The 19,263-nt window shown below is 61.7% G+C and carries 16 protein-coding genes; all 16 read left to right on the top strand.

The window, feature by feature from the left end:
* The first annotated feature begins 110 nt into the window (after positions 1-110).
* On the top strand, positions 111-2,888 hold the full coding sequence (locus VGM51_10025; protein HEY3413377.1) for a DUF2339 domain-containing protein: 2,778 nt from the start codon (positions 111-113) through the stop codon (positions 2,886-2,888).
* Between the two features lie 205 nt (positions 2,889-3,093).
* Complete coding sequence (locus tag VGM51_10020) at positions 3,094-3,882, top strand: HAD-IIA family hydrolase (GenBank protein HEY3413376.1); 789 nt, start codon at positions 3,094-3,096, stop codon at positions 3,880-3,882.
* Complete coding sequence (gene thiD / locus VGM51_10015) at positions 3,879-4,661, top strand: bifunctional hydroxymethylpyrimidine kinase/phosphomethylpyrimidine kinase (protein HEY3413375.1); 783 nt, start codon at positions 3,879-3,881, stop codon at positions 4,659-4,661. The genes VGM51_10020 and thiD overlap by 4 nt, the downstream gene beginning before the upstream one ends.
* Positions 4,662-4,774: 113 nt before the next feature.
* Complete coding sequence (locus VGM51_10010) at positions 4,775-6,406, top strand: CTP synthase (GenBank protein ID HEY3413374.1); 1,632 nt, start codon at positions 4,775-4,777, stop codon at positions 6,404-6,406.
* 567 nt (positions 6,407-6,973) lie between these two features.
* Entirely contained in the window at positions 6,974-7,312 is a 339-nt protein-coding gene (locus VGM51_10005) for a helix-turn-helix domain-containing protein (protein HEY3413373.1), read from the top strand.
* Positions 7,309-7,722, top strand: coding sequence for a PIN domain-containing protein (locus tag VGM51_10000; GenBank protein HEY3413372.1), 414 nt, complete (start codon positions 7,309-7,311; stop codon positions 7,720-7,722). The genes VGM51_10005 and VGM51_10000 overlap by 4 nt, the downstream gene beginning before the upstream one ends.
* 50 nt (positions 7,723-7,772) lie before the next feature.
* On the top strand, positions 7,773-8,702 hold the full coding sequence (locus tag VGM51_09995; GenBank protein HEY3413371.1) for a phosphotransferase: 930 nt from the start codon (positions 7,773-7,775) through the stop codon (positions 8,700-8,702).
* 84 nt (positions 8,703-8,786) lie between these two features.
* Positions 8,787-9,722 carry an AEC family transporter gene (locus tag VGM51_09990; GenBank protein HEY3413370.1) on the top strand — a complete coding sequence of 312 codons (936 nt, stop codon included), beginning with the start codon at positions 8,787-8,789 and terminating at the stop codon, positions 9,720-9,722.
* 48 nt (positions 9,723-9,770) lie between these two features.
* Positions 9,771-13,082 carry a UvrD-helicase domain-containing protein gene (locus tag VGM51_09985; GenBank protein ID HEY3413369.1) on the top strand — a complete coding sequence of 1,104 codons (3,312 nt, stop codon included), beginning with the start codon at positions 9,771-9,773 and terminating at the stop codon, positions 13,080-13,082.
* A 125-nt stretch (positions 13,083-13,207) separates the two neighbouring features.
* Entirely contained in the window at positions 13,208-13,633 is a 426-nt protein-coding gene (locus VGM51_09980; GenBank protein HEY3413368.1) for an Rrf2 family transcriptional regulator, read from the top strand.
* Between the two features lie 94 nt (positions 13,634-13,727).
* Complete coding sequence (gene cysK / locus VGM51_09975; GenBank protein HEY3413367.1) at positions 13,728-14,657, top strand: cysteine synthase A; 930 nt, start codon at positions 13,728-13,730, stop codon at positions 14,655-14,657.
* Between the two features lie 110 nt (positions 14,658-14,767).
* Entirely contained in the window at positions 14,768-15,994 is a 1,227-nt protein-coding gene (thrC, locus tag VGM51_09970; protein HEY3413366.1) for a threonine synthase, read from the top strand.
* A 93-nt stretch (positions 15,995-16,087) separates the two neighbouring features.
* Entirely contained in the window at positions 16,088-16,366 is a 279-nt protein-coding gene (locus VGM51_09965; GenBank protein ID HEY3413365.1) for a ubiquitin-like small modifier protein 1, read from the top strand.
* A 9-nt stretch (positions 16,367-16,375) separates the two neighbouring features.
* The gene (locus VGM51_09960; protein ID HEY3413364.1) at positions 16,376-16,618 is read left to right on the top strand and encodes an NIL domain-containing protein; all 243 of its coding nucleotides are present in this window, start codon (positions 16,376-16,378) and stop codon (positions 16,616-16,618) included.
* A gap of 578 nt (positions 16,619-17,196) precedes the next feature.
* Positions 17,197-17,979 carry a prepilin-type N-terminal cleavage/methylation domain-containing protein gene (locus VGM51_09955; protein HEY3413363.1) on the top strand — a complete coding sequence of 261 codons (783 nt, stop codon included), beginning with the start codon at positions 17,197-17,199 and terminating at the stop codon, positions 17,977-17,979.
* Between the two features lie 394 nt (positions 17,980-18,373).
* Positions 18,374-19,096: a DUF1559 domain-containing protein gene (locus tag VGM51_09950; GenBank protein ID HEY3413362.1), complete on the top strand. Its 723-nt coding sequence runs from the start codon at positions 18,374-18,376 to the stop codon at positions 19,094-19,096.
* The last annotated feature ends 167 nt before the right edge of the window (positions 19,097-19,263 follow it).

Here is a 19,263-nt window from a genome sequence, read left to right as displayed (position 1 = left end):
CGACAACGGAATGGCCCCAAAGCCACGCGAACTTGCAACGCCGAATAGCGGATAATGGCCCTGGTTGATACGAAACGCCGTCAGTTTTCGTATAGAAAGGAGGCCAGATCATGGCCGAGAACACACCCGAGGCCACCGGCGAACGCTTGGATCGCCTCGAAAATCAGATGGAGGCCGTGCTTGGCCACTTGAGGCGCCTTACGGCAGGTCTCCCTCCCATCCCGGAGTTCCCCGACGCGACCCCTAAGGCCGCACCGCCTCCAACCCAGCCGCTTCGACAGGAGAAACCGCAACCAACATCGGTTTGGGCGCGGGAGGCAACACCCGAGAGCAATGCTCCCGAGGTATCATTCGCTACTTTTGTGCAGGCGGCGGAGCAAGCGTCTTCCGAGGCGAAGCGCCCGGATGCTCCGCAGCCGGAGGCGAAGCCACCCGAACCGGCGATCGAGACGCCTTACAGACCTGCACCGCCTGTCGGGCGGCCGAGCCAGCCGTCCAGCTCATTCACCTTCGGATCACCAACCCCGGAGAAGGCCGGCGTCGACTGGGAAGACATTATCGGTCGCCAGTGGGCTCTGTGGGTGGGTGCGATCGCCGTGTTTCTGGCGGTGGCATTTTTCCTTGTGTACGCGTGGGACAAACTCTCGCCGTTCGGCCGCCTCGGTGTCGGCGCAGGCGCCGGCCTCGGCCTCATGATCGCCGGGGAGTTCGCGCGCGGCAAGACCGAGAAGAGCGGGTTCAGCGAGGGAATGGCCGGCGGCGGCCTGGCGATACTGTATCTCGATGCTTGGGCGGCCTTTTCCCGTTACAGCATAGGTTCATACGAGCTGTCCCTCGCCCTGATGATCGCCATTACCGTTCTCGGTGTGGTCCTGGCGGTCCGCTACGACAGCCCGAGCCTTCACGCCCTTGCGACGATCGGCGGGTTCGCCACACCGGCGCTCCTTGGAAATGGCGCCGCTGGTGGTAGTTTGCTGCCGTTTCTCTCATACATCACCGTTCTGAATGCCGGCGTCCTGGCGGTAGCGGTGTCCAAAGGCTGGCGAGTCAACGTTGCCTTTAGCGCGTTTGGGACCCTGCTGCTCCTCGGCGGCTGGGCCGTAGACGCCAATCTGACCGACCATCGCTGGCTCGTCATGGCATTCCTTACAATGAACTACTTGCTCTACGCCGCCGCCGCGATCGCGCCGGTCCTGACGAAGCGCGAACCAACCGAACCGACCGATTGGCTTCTCCTCATTGGCGCAACCGCCTTCTACTTTGCCGCGGGGAATGCCCTCATCCGGCCGGCCCTCGGGTCAGTTCCTGGCGCCTTCCCGGTGGCGGTCGGCCTGCTGTTCGCGGGTTTGGCCATCCTGACGCGCTTCCAGTGCCCCGCGGACGTGCCGCTCAAAACAGCCTGCATCGGCATCTCGTGCTCGATGGCGGCGCTTGCGGTGCCCATTCAGTTCAAGCAGGGCATGATCAGCGTCGGGTGGAGCGTCGAGGCGGCCGTCCTTCTCAGCCTGGCTGCCATATCTCATTCCGAGGTTGTCAGGCGCGCCGGACAGATCGTATACGGCCTGGCGGCAGTAGCTCTCCTTTCCACCCTGACCACAACCCCGGCGACCACGGGGCGCCTTGTATTGAACGAACACGGAATCCCCGTGTTATTCTTCGCCCTGGCATCTGGCTGGATAGCGTGGTACACGAAGCGATGTGGCGGCGACGACGGACGACCGGCATACGCGATGGCCTGGGTCGTGGCAGGCGCATGGCTGCTGGCAGAACAGATCCAGTATGGGTTCACAAGCAAGGTGTTCGAACTATCCGGTGGATTGGTCGGCGCCGAACCGTACATCATCGCCATTGCCATTTCCGTCTACGCGACGGCGGTACACTCTTTGTGCGTACGCATCGACGATTTGGAGGCGCGGGTCACCGCCATTGCCACATCATTCGTCGCCATCGCCCTGATCCTGGGTGCAACAGGCGTCGGCTCGCACCTGTGGAGGCCGGTATTTAATCCCAGATTCCTCGCATACATCGTTTCGATCGTCAGTCTGCTGAGCATCGCGTGGGTATCGGGCCGCCGGAAGGAGGCCCTGACGGAGACGGAAGACAACGTGCCTCGCGTTATTGCTCCGGCGGTTCACGCGCTGATCGTCTTCTGCGTCGGGCTTGAGATTGTCGGCGCCTATGCCATGCACCCGGTCTTGGGCTGGGAGGCCATCGCGGGGATGACGGTTGCGGCACTGATGTGCTCCTACGGCGCGATGCTTTTCCTGCCTGCATTCTCTCCCGGACGCGCGGAAATTCGGTACCTTGCCTACGGACTGGTTGGAATTGGCGCGCTGGTGCTGCTGGTGAACGCCACGCAGACCTGGGATTCGACGATCACGCCGATCGCCAACGCCCGGTTCGTTGCTTTCGTGATCTCCGCGGTCGCGCTCTGCGTGGCGGCGTCCCTGTCCGCGCAGGTGGCCGGCGACGGAGAACGAGACATCCCTCCAACAGTCCTGGTCGCCGCCGGGCTGGTAACGCTCTGGGCGCTCACCCAGGAAACCTACTTCACCTTTGCCTATTACCAGCAAAGCATCGGCGTCTACTGGGAGCGGTGGGCGCAATCAGCGGTGTCCGTCGTGTGGACGCTCGCTGCTACCTCACTGCTTCTCCTCGGGATAGCGCGGGAACACCGCATCACGCGCATCGCCGCTCTGGGCCTTTTCGGGGTGACGTGCGCCAAGGTATTCCTGTTCGATCTCGGTTTCCTGGAATCCCAGTTCCGCGTGCTCTCCTTCGGCGGCCTCGGCGGCGCTCTGATCGGGATCTCGTGGCTGTACAGCCGGTACGGCGGTGGCGCCGGCGCCGGGATTCAACCGGGAGGGCTGTTCGCGCATAAACGTTGACGAGCCCGCCAGGGAACCGAACACGGCGATCGTTGTGTTCGTGAGCGTTGACAACGCATGCACGTTCATGCCGCGTCGGGGGCAACGCGCCTCCGGACCACGATGTCCGGAGGCGCGTCCGGCATTTTCCCGCCGGCTAACAGAGGGCACTCCCGCGCCGTTTCCCCCCGGGGGCTATAATGCCGCTGGAGGTAGCCGACACCGAATGCTTTTCATTTTCGATATGGACGGGGTTCTATACCGTGGCACAGAACCCATCCCGCAGGCCGCGTGGGGCGTGGACGCGCTTCGAACCGCTGGGCACACCGTACGCTTTCTCACCAACAATTCATCTCGCACTCGCGCGCGTTATATCCCAAAACTCGCGGATATGGGCATTGCCTGCTCGATGGACGAAATTGTAACTTCCTCGCACATCCTCGCAAGGCTGCTCGTCGAAAGGGGCATGACAGGCTGCTCCGCCTATCCGGTTGGCCACGACGGCCTTCGCGAAGAACTGGTTGACGTGGCCCAATGCCGCCTGATCGCCGGTGACGGCCCGCGCGCCGATGTGGTGGCTGTGGGAATCGACCGCGAATTCACGTATGACAAGATGAGAATCGCGCAGCATCACCTTCTGGGCGGCGCTCGGTTCTTCAGCACCAACCGCGACAGCACGTTTCCCGTCGAAGGCGGAATCCTGGTCCCCGGCGCCGGCAGCATCGTCGCGGCCATCGCCACGGCCTCTTCGAAGGAACCTGAGAACGTCGGCAAGCCCAATCCGCTGGGTACGGCCCTTGTTTGCCGGCTCTGCGGGATCCCGCCGGAGGAGACCGTGGTCATTGGAGACCGCCTGGACACGGACATCGAAGCCGGCCGGGCGGCAGGGGTGAAGACGCTGCTGGTCCTCACGGGCGTCACTTCCCGCGAAGAGGGTGAGGCGGCCCCCAGCCATCAAAGGCCCGACATGATCATCCCCGACCTCTCGCAACTGCCGGAGGAGTGGATCCGATGACGGCCCACCCTCTGGTCCTCACCATCGCCGGCACAGACCCCTCCGGGGGCGCCGGGATACAGGCGGACCTCAGGGCGTTTCAGTTCCTCGGAGTCACCGGAACCTCGGTCATCACTGCCGCCTTGGCGCAGAACAGCACGGGGGTGACCGCGATCCATTACCTCCCGCCGCGCATCATAGAGGCCCAGATCGACGCCGTCGCCAAAGACGCCCCGATAGCCGCGGTCAAAATCGGCATGCTGGGCAACGAGCGCATCGTCTCGGCCGTCAGCGAACGCATTACTCGCCGCAAACTGCCAAACGTGGTTCTCGACCCCGTGCTGGCAGCGAAAGACGGACGGGTGCTCCTCACGCCGCGCGGCATCCGGCGCCTCATCTCCGATCTCCTGCCCAAAACACTGATCGTCACCCCCAACGTGCCGGAGGCCGCCGCGTTGGCTCAAAGAGCGATTTCAACGCTGGACGAAGCGCGGGAAGCGGCGCGGATCATTCACGGACACGGAGCGCGCTGGGTCATCGTGAAAGGCGGCCATTGGGCGGATGACACGTCGCCTATCGATCTCGTCTTCGATGGCGAGACGTTTGTCGAACTGGCGGGCGACCGGATTCCCGGGCCGTCGGTTCGCGGAACGGGATGCCTTTTCTCGGCGTCGCTCGCGGCTTATATCGCCCTGGGCACAGGCGTACTGGACGCGGCCGTTAAGGCCAAGTCCTTCGTGGCCCGGGCCATCACAGACGCGGCCCAAGTCGGCAAAGGACACAGAATCTGGTCGGGTTGAATCGGGAAGGGCATCGCACGATGCCCTTCCCACCTTTTGGCATATATGGCGCCCCGCGCGGGCGACAAAATGGTTGTAGCAAGTTCTAGTTTCACATGGTCAGGGAGGCGGACATGACGAAATACATATTTGTAACGGGCGGGGTTGTATCGTCCATCGGAAAGGGAATCACCAGCGCCAGCATCGGGCGCCTGCTGAAGAACCGCGGATTGCGCGTAACGATGTTGAAAGTTGACCCCTACGTCAACGTGGATGCGGGGACGATGAACCCGTACCAGCACGGAGAGGTTTTCGTGACCGATGACGGCGCGGAGACCGACCTCGACCTCGGCAACTACGAGCGCTTCGCCGATCTCAGTCTCAATAAACTGAACAGCATCACCACGGGCAGCGTCTACGGGAACGTGATCGCCAAGGAACGACGGGGCGATTACCTTGGCCGCTGCGTGCAGGTCATCCCACATGTCACCGACGAGATCAAGGAACAGATCCGCCGCGCAGGGCGCGACAAAGGCGCGGACATCGCCGTGATCGAAGTCGGCGGCACCGTCGGCGATATCGAAAGCCTCCCCTTTCTGGAAGCCATCCGCCAGTTCAAGAAAGAGGCCGGTCCCGGCGGCTCGCTCTACATTCACGTAACCCTCATCCCCGGCGTCGGCCCATGGAACGAGCTCAAGACCAAGCCGACCCAGCACAGCGTCGCGAAACTCCGCGAGGTGGGCATCCACCCGGACATTCTCGTATGCCGCGCCAAGAGCCCCATCAGCCAGGAAATGCGGGACAAGCTCGCACTGTTCTGCGACGTGGACGATGACGCCGTCATGGAGTCCCTGGATGTGCCCTCTATCTACCAGGTGCCCCTCATCTTCGAAGAGGAGGGTTTCGGCGACCTCATCGCCAAGCGCCTTTACCTCTACGACTCCAAGCCCTCCGTGGCCGACACCAGGGAATGGCAGCGGGTTGTCAACGCGATCACGAAGCCCTCGAAGGAGGTGGAGGTCGCCATCGTCGGCAAGTACACGGACCTCCGTGACGCGTATATGAGCGTGAGCGAGGCGATCCACCACGGTGGAATTGAAAACGATGCCCGGGTGAGCATCCGCTGGATCGAGTCCGCCGACCTGGAATCGAATGCCGCCGCCGACCTCCTGAAGGGAGTGCATGGAATCGTTGTGCCCGGAGGCTTCGGGGAGCGAGGCGTCGAAGGAAAACTGGACGCGGTGCGCTACGCACGGGAGAACAAGATCCCGTACTTCGGGCTCTGCTACGGCCTTCAAATGGCGGTCATCGAGTACGCCCGGAACGTCTGTGGACTGGAAGGGGCGAATACCACCGAAGTGGACAAGCAGACCCCTCACCCCGTGATCCACATCCTTCCCGAGCAGGAACAGATTGAAGACAAGGGCGCCACCATGCGCCTGGGACTCTACCCGTGCCGCCTGGCTGAAGGAACGCTTGCCAGGGACGTTTACGGTGAGGCCCTGGTCTATGAACGGCATCGGCACCGTTACGAAGTGAATAACGAGTACCGCGAGCAGCTCACCGACGGCGGCCTCCTCCTCAGCGGCACCTCGCCAGACGGCAGACTGGTGGAGATCGTGGAGATCAAAGACCATCCGTTCTTCATCGGCACGCAGTTTCACCCTGAGTTCAAGAGCCGCCCCAACCGCGCCCACCCGCTCTTTAAGCGCTTCATTGCCGCGGCCGTTGCCACCAAGAAGGGTGGAAAGGCGAAGGGGAACTGAATCGTAATTCGCTAGTGCGCGATGACCGATGGACAGCAACGTGGTATCAACGATGATAACGCTTTCGAGCATTACGTTCGTTAACTGGCTCTGCTTCGTCGCTTTATTGGCCTATTTGATAAACGGCTCACAACTTGGCTACCGCATCCGAGATACCAGGTACCTACGCAAGCACCCCGAGGCGACTTTTCGGCAGACGAACGTTTACATTTGGAGTCGTTACAGGAGTTCTCCAGGTTCAGTCACAATGGACTCGGACACGCTTGCCATACGGATTTCGCTCGATCTGTTACGCCTGGGGCGAAAGATCCCACTGAGGAGTATCAGGAAGGTCAAACTGCGTGACGCGGGATTCTGGATCTCTCGCGTTGATATTTCATTTGCCGACGACCGAGGGAATCGGAGGCAATACCTTCTTGGCATTCGCAATCCCGCTGAATTCCTAGCGATAATCAACCGCCTGCGAGCCTCCTGAACTGAAGCCTACCCCGAATTAGTAGAACCTGTCTCTAGCGTCTATGCTTCGGTGTGATTGACGTGATAACGGCTTTATGGTAATATGAGGGCATGGAAGAACTGACAACAACAGAAGCGGCGGCTGCGAAGGGTGTGTCCCGCGCTGCCGTGTACCAGGCCATCAAACAGGGCAGGCTGCCTGCGCGCACGCGTCGAAGCGAAACGGGCGTGCGTGTTGTCTACCGTGTGGATCGCGCCGCCCTGGACGCCTGGACGCCTGCCCTGTCTCAATCAGACCGTGGGAAGCGAGGCGGACGCGGGAATCGGGCGGCGAGCGAGGATTCCCGGCGTGCGTTAGCTATGGAGCTAATGGGAAGCATGCCCGCTGGGCGTTTCACGCTGGACGATTTCCTGGCTGCTAAGCACGCGGACACGGATCGCGAGCGATGAGCACAGCCGCTCCGCTCGTGATCGATGCAGGCGCCTTAATCGCGTTTCTGGATTACGAGCCGGGCGCACCGATAATGGCGGAACTGTACGCTACCCGACCCTCGTGGCATATGCACGCCATCAACGTCTGCGAGGTGCTTTATCACTACAGGCGGAGCATCGGCGAAGGTGGTGAGGAAGCCGCGCAGGAGCGGATCGATCGGGCCGGAATCCGGGTTCACGAGGATCTGGACCCCGGCTTCGTCCTGGAGGTCGCACGCCTCAAAGCCGATTACGCTCGCGTCTCGCTCGCGGATTGCTGCTTTCTCACCTTGGCCCGGCGGATCGGTGGTGAAGCAGTAACCACCGACCACAAGGAGATGGACCCTCTGGCTCCGCTCAAACTGTGTCCCATCACATTCATACGTTGACCCACCCCAAACTCATAGAACCGGTTTCGGACGAGTGTCTGAGCGCCATCGTGAGGAAGGCACTCGGCCCTGCCGCAGTTATTCACGAGAGCCATCTACTGACAGGCGGCCAGTTCAATACGGCCTACTACCTTGAGACACGCAGTCCCGCTGAACGCGTCGTGCTCCGGATCGCGCCGCCGGATGACCGTCGACTGTTCCAGTACGAGCGCGGGATGATGCAGGCGGAGCCGTGGATCTACAGGCAATTGGCCGCCGCGGGGGTTCCCGTGCCGGAAACCATTGCGCTGGACACTTCGCGGGACATCCTCGATCGCGTGTATATCGTCCAGGAGTACGTTGATGCACTGCCACTGAACCACTCAAGCGTGCCGCCCGAAGCCCGGGCCCAACTGATGCGGGAGGCGGGCAAATTGACGACCCGCATTCACGCCATTCGCGGCAACGAGTTCGGCTGGCCGGTTGGAGACGGCGCCCTCCGCGGCGGCCCTACGTGGAGAAAGGTCTTCGGCGACCTCCTCGCTGAAACGTGCACGGAGGCCGCCAGGGAAGGCGTTATTTCTGACGCCGACGAGAATGCCGTACTTGAGCGCTTTATGGGTCGCCGTGCTGCCTTCGACGCGTGCATCCATCCGGTTCTGGTGCATAACGACATATGGGCGCCGAATATCCTCGTCGCTGAGCTGGACGGCGAGTGGTCCGTGCGGGCGATCATCGACGCCGACCGCGCCCTCTTTGCGGACCGCGAGTTCGAGTACATCCTCTGGGATGACGACGACGCCTTGCACGACGATTTGATGGCCGGCTACGGTACCCCGCTTGACGCATCACGGGATGCCCGTTGGCGGCGACTCCTCTACCGGTTCTATTGGTACCTTTTCGCGGCGTGGGCGTATCGCGCGCAAATCTGGCGTCCCGACGCGCAAGCGTGGTGCCAGGGTGTGGCGGACACTGCCCTGCGGCAGATTCTGAGAACGTAGTCGTGTCGGCAAGCGGCGCAGTCAGAATATCGGACTCCGACACGTGTATGCTGGATGCCGGATGCTGGATGCTACTCTAAGAGCGTGATCGAACTCGTACTCCCCATATTCGTCCTCATCGGCACCGGCTACGTGCTTCGCCATTACGGCGTTCTTGACCCGTCAACAAGCTACAAGATCGTCGGCCTGTTGATGTACGTCACCTATCCCGCCACGCTGTTTCTCGCACTGGTGAGCCAGCCGATTCCGGCCGGAGTATGGAAGGCGCCGCTCTGGTCCGTTGTTACACTCCTTGCGTCGTGCAGCGTCACGTACACCTACGCCCGTATTGTGAAGCTGAAAAGCCCTGTAGCCGGAAGCCTGGTCGTGGCATCGTCTTTCGGCAACACCGGTTTCCTCGGGGTGCCTTTCCTCTTCATGGCTTACGGCGAAACGGGGCGCATCACAGGGGTTTTCTACGACCTGATCGGCGTTTCCATGGTCCTCTACGGCGTGGGCTTTGCCGTCCTCGCGGCCTTCGGCGGCGAGGATTTCAACTGGAAGGCGATCCTCCTCTTCTTCCGGACACCGACCTTTATTACCGCGGTAGCGGCTTTGGCGGTCCGCTCCATCATGCCTTACTGGACAGCGTGGTTTCCGCACGAGTGGCTCGTCGGGAAGGTCGTCTACCAGAGCATGCACATGCTGACGCCGCTCACCGCTCCGCTGGCGATGATCTGCCTAGGAATCAACCTCCGGTTCCGCGCCCTGCGTGAGTTCCTGCCACAGGTGGGCGTAGGCGTATTCGCCAAGGTGATCGTCATGCCGGTGGTGGCTTATGCGCTGGTTCGCGCCTTTGGTCCGTTGGGTGCGGCTGGGAAGGCGACCGTCCTCGAATCCGCCATGCCCGGCGGGCTTGTGGTAGGCGTTCTATGCGGACGATTCGGCTGCAACCCCCGGCTTGGCGCGGCCATCACCGTGGGAACGACCCTCGCGGCGATGGTCACACTTCCGTTCTGGCTGGGGCTATTGGGGCGATAGTGAAGCGCTATACTGAGAACCGTTGTTCGGTTTTCTTACGGAGTCCCCATGCCCAGTATCCTGGATAGTCTCAATCCCGCTCAGAGCGACGCGGTTCAGCATTTTGAAGGCCCGTTGCTGATATTCGCTGGCGCTGGAAGCGGGAAGACCCGCGTTCTCACCCATCGCATCGCCCACCTTGTCGCCCATCACGGCGTCCGGCCGTGGAACATCCTCGCGGTAACGTTCACCAACAAGGCCGCCGGTGAGATGAAGGCGCGCATCGAGGCGCTGGTCGGAGAATCGATCGCGCGCGAGATGTGGGTTGGGACGTTCCACTCCATTTGCGCCCGCCTGCTCCGCTTTGACGGCGAGAAGAACGGCATCGATTCGAATTTCGTGGTCTACGACGATGCAGACCAGATATCGGTCGTCAAGCAGTGCCTCAAGGAGATGGGGCTGTCCGACAACAAATCGGTGCAGCCGCGCGCCGTCCTTTCGCTCATCGGGAAAGCGAAGGAGAAACTCGTCATCCCGGAGGAGTACTCGCGCCATTTCGGCGGGAGCTACATGGAGGACATCGCGGGTTCTGTTTACCGCATGTACCAGGAGCGCCTCTTCGCGAGCAACGCCCTGGATTTTGACGATTTGATCATGCAGGCGGTCCTCCTGTTGAAGGCGAGACCCGATGTACTGGAGAAGTATTCGGAGCGTTTCCGGTTCGTCTTGGTCGACGAGTATCAGGACATCAACAACCCGCAGTACCAACTGGTGAAGCTTCTCTCCTCAAAACACCGCAACCTCTGCTGCGTTGGCGACGACGACCAGTGTCTCGCTTCGGGAACGCTTGTAACGATGGCGGATGGGTCAGTTCGGCCCATCGAGGCCATTCAAGTAGGAGACCGTGTGCTCTCGGGGTATGGGTCGGGAGACTACCGCCCGGCAACTGTAACCAGAGTGTTCAGCCGCCAGGCAACGGGAGAACTGGTGGCCATCAACACCGAGGCCGGGAGGCGCATCGTTTGTACGCCGGAACACATGCACTTTGCCGGCTATCGCCTGGGTCTGGCGCCGCAACTTTACTTCACATACCTGATGTACAAGAAGGGGGTCGGTTATCGCCTTGGGACGTCCCAGGTGTATACCCGCGGTCAGGTCAAGCCGTTTGTCGGGTTCCATGAGCGTGCGATCCAGGAACACGCAGACGCCCTGTGGATCGTCGGAACGCATGCATCGGAGAACGAGGCCCGCGAAGCCGAATGTGTGATATCGCTGCGGTATCGTCTGCCCACTCTGCCCTTCGTGCCGCGCAAGGGTGCTTCGCGCAACGGATTGGTTCACGACGCCGAAGCCATTGCCCGTGTATTCGCTGCATTTGATACGTGTGACAGCGCGATGCGTCTGTTGTGCGACCTTGGCATGTCGCCCGGGCATCCTCACCACCAGCCCCGATCGCGATCGTCAAATCGCCGCAACGTTTCCGTCACCCTGTGCGGCGACCATCGGGGGGCATCCCCAATGCACCGAATTGCCATCGCCGGCAATGATCCGCAGGGTAGAGCGGCCATCGAGTCCCTCGGTCTCTCAGTTCGGCCCGCCAAATCGGGGAGCACAAGCTGGCGGATGGAGTCTTGTTACGCCGACTACGCTCAGATAGAGAAGATCGTGTGCGCGCTGAGAACGGTGTTTGACCTGAACGTCCTGCGAAGCGCACGGATGGGTCCCACCGAGCCAGGACGCGCTACGAACTCGTTGCCGTTTACCCCCGCTGCGTCGGTGCTCCCGGGGATGTCATTGTTCACGGCCGATGGTGCTTACGACACTGTCACCAGCGTTGAGCGCGTGCCGGCGAACGAGACGGTTCACGATCTGGACGTCACACCGACGCACAATTTCGTGGCAAACGGAATCGTCACTCACAATTCGATATACGCCTTCCGTGGCGCGAACGTGGAGTTGATCCTGGCGTTCGAACGGGACTACCCGGACGCCAAGGTCGTCAAATTGGAGCAGAACTACCGCTCCACCGGAAACATCCTTGCCGCGGCGCACGCTGTGGTGAGCAAGAACCGGGGACGGAAGGAAAAGAAGCTCTGGACGTCCCAGGATGAGGGGGCCAGGATCCGGGTCTTTGCGGCTCACGGCGAGCGCGAGGAGGCGATGTGGGTGGCGGAACGCATCATGGCTTCCCGGTCGTCGGGGCGCGCGTGGCCGGACTTCGCGATCCTCTACCGAACGAACGCCCAGAGCCGCGTCTTTGAAGACGTCTTTATGTCCTATCGCATCCCCTACCGCATCGTCGGAGGCCTCAGGTTCTACGAGCGCAAGGAAATCAAAGACATCGTGGCGTATCTGCGCCTCGCCCTCAACACGAACGACTCCGTGAGCCTTCGCCGCATCGTGAACGTGCCGGCGCGCGGCATCGGGGCCACGTCTTTCGGGCGCATCGAGGAGTTCGCGTTCAAATCCGGTATCTCCCTGTTCGATGCGTGTGCCCGGATCACGGAGATCGAAGGCGTTATCCCGCGAACCCGAACCGCGATTGGCAGCTTCGTTTCCGTCATCCGCTCCCTTCAGCAGGACGCGGAAACGATGGATGTCCACGATCTTGTGCTTCGCGCCCTGGACACCACCGGCTATCTCACATGGCTCAAGGAAGACAAGACGGCCGAGTCCGGCGCGCGCGTCGAAAACCTCCAGGAACTCGTAACCGTTACGCAGGAGTTCCAGCAGCGCTCGGATGACGCCTCGCTTCGCGCCTTCCTCGAGGGAATCAGCCTCATGAGCGACATCGATGAAACCGTCGATGAAGATGACGCCGTCATCCTGATGACGCTGCACTCCGCGAAGGGCCTGGAATTTCCGGTTGTGTTCCTCGTGGGCATGGAGGAAGGGCTGTTCCCCCACATGCGAAGCCTCGATGACCCGGCCGGCCTCGAAGAGGAACGCCGCCTCGCCTACGTGGGCATGACCCGGGCGCGCGAGGAACTCTTCCTCACCTACGCATACAGCCGGCAGGTCTTCGGCGCCACGCAGAACAACGCGGTTTCCCGGTTTATCCGCGATGTTCCCACCGAACTCCTGGACAACGCCCGCCCGGACGCAACGATGCCCGCGCCGTGGTCCGGCGCGCCGCGGACCGGACCGAGCCTGTGGGAACAGATGAAGAACCGAAACGTCACGGGACCCGCCACCCGCACCGTTCGGCCGCCGTCCAACAGCCCGTACCGGGTCGGCCAGAAGGTGAAGCACGCCAAATTCGGGACAGGAATCGTCGTTGCCGCGCAGGGCGAGGGCGACGAAGCGCAGGTGACTGTCGCGTTCCCGGACGCCGGCATCCGGAAACTGATGCTGGCTTACGCCAAGCTCGAAACGGTGTAGCATTCTCCATCGGCAAATCCGTTGCCGCAAATCTGAAACGCACTCTGCCTTCCGCACCTCCTTGACGGCAATGGCGCCATACCCTATAATACCTAGTAGTTTACTAAGCATTAGGGGGTTTTACCTTGTTCTCAACTCGGGACGCATACGGTCTGCGAGCGCTCGTGGAACTGGCCCGCCAGGATCGCGGCGTGCCGCTGCAAAGCCGCGAAATCGCCGCGCGCCAGAATATTCCCCAGCCATACCTCGACCAGTTGCTGGTCTCGCTGCGCCGCGCCGGGCTGGTGAAAAGCGTCCGTGGCGCGGGCGGAGGATACCTGCTCGCCGCGCCCGCGGATACGCTGACGGTGGCGGACGCGCTGCGCCCGCTCAGCAGTGAGCTTTTCAGCACCCGGTGGCAGGCCGACTCTTCCGGCGAGCCCAGCATCACCCACGTGTTTCACAACGCCCTCACGGCCGCCGTGGAGACCCTCGCGGCCGTCCATATATCCGACCTCGTGGAGGAGCAGGACGCTCAGCGCGGCAACCAGGCATTTATGATGAACATTTGACCGTGGGTCGCTCACGGCGAGCGTGCCATCCCGCGTCCCCCGCCGCGTAATCGCGTGGAATGCACCGGTCTCCAGATAGGAATAGATGAACACTATGTCCAAGATTGCCAAATCCATTACGGATCTCATCGGGTATACACCGCTCCTGCAGCTCAACCGGGTTTCGGAGGGGAGCGGCGCCACCATCCTCGCCAAACTCGAGTTTTTCAACCCGGCGGGAAGCGTGAAGGACCGCATCGGGTACGCCATGATCGTGGACGCCGAACAGCGCGGACTCATCGGCCCGGGCTCCGTCATCGTAGAGCCCACCAGCGGGAACACCGGCATCGCTCTCGCGATGGTGTGCGCGGCCAAGGGGTATCGACTCATCCTCACCATGCCGGAGACGATGAGCGGCGAACGCCGGAAACTCCTCAAGGCCTTCGGCGCGGAGTTGATCCTCACGGACGGCGCCACCGGTATGCGCGGCGCGATCGCCAAAGCGGAGGAGATTCTTGCCAGCACACCCAAATCCTTTATGCCGCAGCAGTTCTCGAACCCGGCCAATCCCAAGATCCACGAAGAGACCACGGCCGAGGAATTGTGGAAGGACACGGACGGGCTCATCGACGTCCTGGTGTCCGGCGTTGGCACCGGTGGAACAGCCACCGGAGTGGCCCGCGTCCTGAAAAAGCGCAAGCCGGGCTTTAAGCTCGTCGCCGTGGAACCGCGCGAAAGCGCCGTGTTGAGCGGCGGACAGCCCGGACGGCACGGCATCCAGGGCCTCGGGGCCGGCTTCGTTCCCGAGGTAATGGACCTCTCCCTCATAGACGAGATCATCACGGTCGATACGGCGCAGGCCATCAGCATGGGCCGCCGGCTAGCCAAAGAAGAAGGGGTGCTAGCCGGCATTTCATCGGGCGCCGCCGCATACGCCGCGGTGGAGTTGGGTAAACGGCCGGAATACGCAGGCAAAACCATCGTCTGCATCCTCCCTTCAACCGGCGAACGCTACCTGAGCACTGCACTGTTTGAGGAAGACTAGGCCAGAGGAAGGAAACGGGGAAATGAGGAAACGAGGAAATGGTCGTATTCAGTCATTTCCTCATTTCCCCGTTTCCTCATTTCCATCCCGCGGGCCGGGAGGATGATCGGATGCCCAAAGTTCTGGGACTGAAGTGTAAGGAATGCGGCGAGCATTACGAGAAGGCGCCCATTCACGTCTGCGAGTACTGTTTCGGGCCGCTGGAAGTCGAGTACGATTACACGGAGATCGCCAAAACCGTCTCCCGCGCGAGCATCGAGGCGGGGCCGCCGACCATGTGGCGATACCGCGACCTCTTGCCGCTCGACGGCGAACCGCGTGCGGGCCTGCAGGCAGGCTTCACGCCGCTCATCAGGGCGAAACGCCTCGGCGAAGCCATCGGCCACAGTGACCTGTGGATCAAGAACGACGCCGTCAACTGCCCCACGATGTCGTTCAAGGACCGCGTGGTCGCCGTCGCCCTCGGAAAAGCCATCGAATTCGGTTACGATACCGTGGCGTGCGCGTCTACCGGCAACCTGGCGAACAGTGTTGCCGCCCAGGCCGCCCAGGCCGGATTGAAGGCATACGTCTTCATCCCGGACGATCTGGAGCGCAGCAAGGTCGTCGGCACCCTCGTCTACGGCGCCACCGTTCTGGCCGTGCGTGGCAACTATGACGAGGTCAACCGCCTCGCGTCCGAGGTGGCGGGCAAGTACAAATGGGGGTTCGCCAACGTGAACCTCCGGCCGTTCTACGGAGACGGATCGAAGACGTTCGGCCACGAGATCGCCGAGCAGCTTGGCTGGCGGGCGCCCCGGCACGTCGTCTGCCCCATCGGCGGCGGCTCGCTGATCACCAAGATCCTCAAGGGCTTCCGCGAGTTCCACCAGTTGGGCCTGATCGATGAAGTCGACTGCCGGATGTACGCCGCCCAGGCTGCCGGGTGCAACCCCGTCAGCCTCGCCATCAAAACCAACAACGACATGATCCGCCCGCAGAAGCCGAACACCATCGCGAAATCGATCGCCATCGGCAACCCGGCCGACGGGTATTACGCCGTTCAGGCCGCGAAAACGACCGGAGGGTGGGGCGAGGACGTCTCCGAAGACGAAATCGTGGATGCCATCAAACTTCTCGCGCGCACCGAGGGTATATTCACAGAGACGGCCGGCGGAGTCACCGTCGGCGTGGCAAAGAAACTCATCGAACAGGGCCGCATCCCCCGCGACGAAACCACGGTCATCGCCATCACCGGCAACGGACTCAAAACCATCGAGCCGGTGGAGGATCGCATTGGCGAACCGCTCCCCATAGCGGCGTCATTGGCATCCCTGGAAAAAGCCCTGGCGATGTAGATGACCACAAAGACACAACGGCACAAAGAGAATCCCGAATTAGACCTTTGTGCCTTTGTGCCTTTGTGGTAAGATTCAGCATAGGAGAAAGATATGGCAATTACGGTTCTGATTCCCACGCCGCTGCGGAAACTGACGGACGAGCAGGAAAAGGTTGAAGCCAGCGGCCTGAGCGTCGGCGAAATACTGGACGACCTGGGACGGCGATACCCGGGCATTACCGGCCGGATCTGCGACGCCGACGGCGAACTCCGCCGGTTCGTAAACGTCTATGTGAATGGCGAGGACGTGCGTTTTGAAGGCGGCAAGGCCGCCGCGGTGAAAGATGGCGACGAAGTATCAATTGTGCCGGCCATCGCCGGTGGAATGTGAGGGAGCGAGATGGCGACGAAGCGTGTACACCTAACGTTTAACAAGCAACTCGTGCGCGAGCCGGTTCTGTGGGAGATCGGCCAGGAGTTCGGCCTGGTGATGAACATTCGGCGCGCAGACGTTCAGGCGGACATGGGCTGGGTTGAACTGCAGATGGAAGGCGACGAAGACAAACTGAACCTGGCCATCGAGGCGTTCCAGAAGCGCGGCGTCCGAGTGGACCCCATCGAAGTCCAGGCCGTCACCGGTTAGCCCGCCCCTGCCGGAAATGGGCCGCCGGCCCGGGCGTACAACCGCCGAAACTGAAACTTCTACCCTCCCGTTTACGTCATGACATGACGGGAGGAGATCGTGCCAGGACAGGCCCGTACGGCCGTTTGAAGCGTCCGAACGTTATAAGCATACACCGACGGTACGGTTTATGCTATCATCCTCGAATGGACAGCGCCGCGAGAGTAATCGGTGCGGGATTGTGGCGCCTGCAACGCCGACGGGCTCAGCCAACCGGCCCTTCGTACCATCGACGTTTCAGGCCCGGCCGGCATCCCTGTCCCCATCTTCGCCAGTGCGCGTGAGCGCTATTGGCCGGGGAGTGCAAGCGAACAACCAACGAAGAGTAGATCCGACCATTTCGGAGTCCGGCCCTTTCATTTCCCGAAGGCCGGGCGTATTCATTCCGGACGGCCACGCGGCGTCCGGAGAGCTGAGCGGAGGCGTCGTGTCTTAACGACTTAGATTACACACCACGATCAGCCGTGTAAGCCAGTGCCTGGCCGGGTAAAATCCATAGCCAGCCCGTTCAGATGACTAGCAAGAAAAGGAGGCTCCCCATGAGAGCCCAAGTGAAAAAGAACCTCGGGTTCACCCTGATTGAGTTGCTGGTGGTCATTGCCATCATCGCCATCCTGGCCGCCATCCTGTTCCCCGTCTTCGCCAAGGCGAGGGAGCGGGCAAACGCCACGGCGTGTCTCAGCAACGAGAAGCAGATCGGCCAGGCCATGATCACCTACACCGATGACTACGACGGAAAGTTCCCGCCAAACCGAAGTGCGGCCGGGATCTGGAAGGATTCCCTCGTTGGCTATTTTGGGCGCGACAAAAGCATCGCCAAGGGCACCAACCCTGCGAGCATCTATTTCTGCCCCAGCAACAAGCAGGCCTGGAACACCGTCGGTGGAGTTACCGGAGATGAATCAGGACGGTGGCCCCGCGGATACGCGTACAACGGCGGCGTCCTGTATGGCAAGTATGTGCTGACGGGTGGGTTGACCGACGTTCCCGCGCTCTCCGATGTAAAGGACCCTGCCGGATTCATCCTTCTCGTTGAGACGCGCAACGTCCAGTCCGACCTCGGCCCTTGGATGATTGATGGCTATGCGAGTCCGGACGGAAACTGGTCGAACACCGCGGTTAAGTGGCTTGATGAGAATCCTCAGACTCGCAAAGGCTGCTTCAACTCCCATATGGGCCGCGTCAACTTCGTGTATTACGACGGTCATGCCGCCGGCAAGAAGATGGCACAGACGCTGAGCGTTCCGCAGCAGTGGAACCCCTGGCAGGCACCGGACGCATACTTGAGCAAGATTCCAAACCTCGTGCCTGAGTACAGGTAACGTCGGTACCAACGAAGGAAGCGTGGCCATCCCCATCGGACGGATGGCCAGGTTTCCTTTTGTCGTCTGAACGATCGTCAAGCGGCCTCGGAGCATGACCGAGCGTCCATGTGAGTCACCTGGGCGGAGCCTCTTCCGGCCCCGCCTGAAGCCTGCGTACAATGACGCGTCGGCGCGTTGAATCAGGGGAGCCACCACACCAACCAAAGTGCGAGCAGCTCTAGTCCTGGGCTTTCCGCGCGGCGCCAACCCCATGGGAGGCGCCGCGCTCTGCATTTGGCCCGCGGTGCACCCCTGGAACCGCGACGCTTGCGGGAACGTCTAAGTAGACAGGAGCGTGACCTCCCCTCAGCGTGAGGGTTTCTGGCGCCACTCCAGAAATGAGATGGTCACCATGCGATTGCGCATTACCAGGGCGTTCACCCTCATCGAACTCCTCGTCGTCATCGCGATTATCGCCATCCTCGCGGGCATACTGTTCCCTGTCTTCGCCAAGGCGCGCGAACGCGCCACCACGATCGCGTGCCTCTCCAATATGAAGCAGATAGGCATCGCCCTGCAGTCCTACCTCACCGACTACGACGACAAATACCCGATGTCGCGCCTGCCGGACGCCACCCACAACCTCCCCACCCTGGACGGCACGACGATCAACTGGCGCACGGAACTGTTCAGCTACGTCCAGAGCAAGGACGTGCTGATATGCCCGAACAACCGGTGGTCGAAATACCCGGAGGAAAGCGGCAAATACGCCATTTCGTACGCTCTCAACGGAAGCATGTTCCACGAGTACGCCCACGGCACGTACCGGCCCACGACCACCTCAGACGTCAAGACACCGTCCGATACGCTCTTCATCGTGGAGTCCCGGGCCCATTATCCGGACCTCGGCCCGTGGGAATGGCAGGTGGGAGTCACGGCGGAGCACGACCCCAAGCACGGCGCGTTCCAGATCCACGGCAACAAACGGATGAACGCGGTTTTCGCCGATACGCACGCCAAATCCGTGTCGCTTCCGGAAACGATGACAAACGACTACTGGAAGGACCCGCGCCCCGCCTACCAGGGCGCCAGCCTCGCCGCGATCATCAACACGATGCAGCCCGAGTACAGGTAGTAGAAGCGGAAAGTAGCGCGGGCGCCCTCGCCCGTATCCCTTCCCATTCGACTATCGCCGGGAAACCAGGCCTACGTAGCGCGGGCGCCCTCGCCCGTCGAAGTAGCGCGGGCGCCCTCGCCCGCATCCCTTCCCATTCGACTATCGCCGGGAAACCAGGCCCACCT

It is taken from the genome of Armatimonadota bacterium (genome assembly GCA_036504095.1).
Lineage (GTDB): Bacteria > Armatimonadota > DTGP01 > JAKQQT01 > JAKQQT01 > DASXUL01.
The sequence above is the reverse complement of the archived record's forward strand: the minus strand, read 5'-3'. Positions and strand labels throughout refer to the sequence as shown.

Coding starts and splice junctions, on each gene's coding strand:
- VGM51_10025 (HEY3413377.1), top strand. CDS start 111: ATGGCCGAGAACACACCCGAGGCCACCGGCGAACGCTTGGATCGCCTC.
- VGM51_10020 (HEY3413376.1), top strand. CDS start 3,094: ATGCTTTTCATTTTCGATATGGACGGGGTTCTATACCGTGGCACAGAA.
- thiD (HEY3413375.1), top strand. CDS start 3,879: ATGACGGCCCACCCTCTGGTCCTCACCATCGCCGGCACAGACCCCTCC.
- VGM51_10010 (HEY3413374.1), top strand. CDS start 4,775: ATGACGAAATACATATTTGTAACGGGCGGGGTTGTATCGTCCATCGGA.
- VGM51_10005 (HEY3413373.1), top strand. CDS start 6,974: ATGGAAGAACTGACAACAACAGAAGCGGCGGCTGCGAAGGGTGTGTCC.
- VGM51_10000 (HEY3413372.1), top strand. CDS start 7,309: ATGAGCACAGCCGCTCCGCTCGTGATCGATGCAGGCGCCTTAATCGCG.
- VGM51_09985 (HEY3413369.1), top strand. CDS start 9,771: ATGCCCAGTATCCTGGATAGTCTCAATCCCGCTCAGAGCGACGCGGTT.
- cysK (HEY3413367.1), top strand. CDS start 13,728: ATGTCCAAGATTGCCAAATCCATTACGGATCTCATCGGGTATACACCG.
- thrC (HEY3413366.1), top strand. CDS start 14,768: ATGCCCAAAGTTCTGGGACTGAAGTGTAAGGAATGCGGCGAGCATTAC.
- VGM51_09965 (HEY3413365.1), top strand. CDS start 16,088: ATGGCAATTACGGTTCTGATTCCCACGCCGCTGCGGAAACTGACGGAC.
- VGM51_09960 (HEY3413364.1), top strand. CDS start 16,376: ATGGCGACGAAGCGTGTACACCTAACGTTTAACAAGCAACTCGTGCGC.
- VGM51_09955 (HEY3413363.1), top strand. CDS start 17,197: ATGAGAGCCCAAGTGAAAAAGAACCTCGGGTTCACCCTGATTGAGTTG.
- VGM51_09950 (HEY3413362.1), top strand. CDS start 18,374: ATGCGATTGCGCATTACCAGGGCGTTCACCCTCATCGAACTCCTCGTC.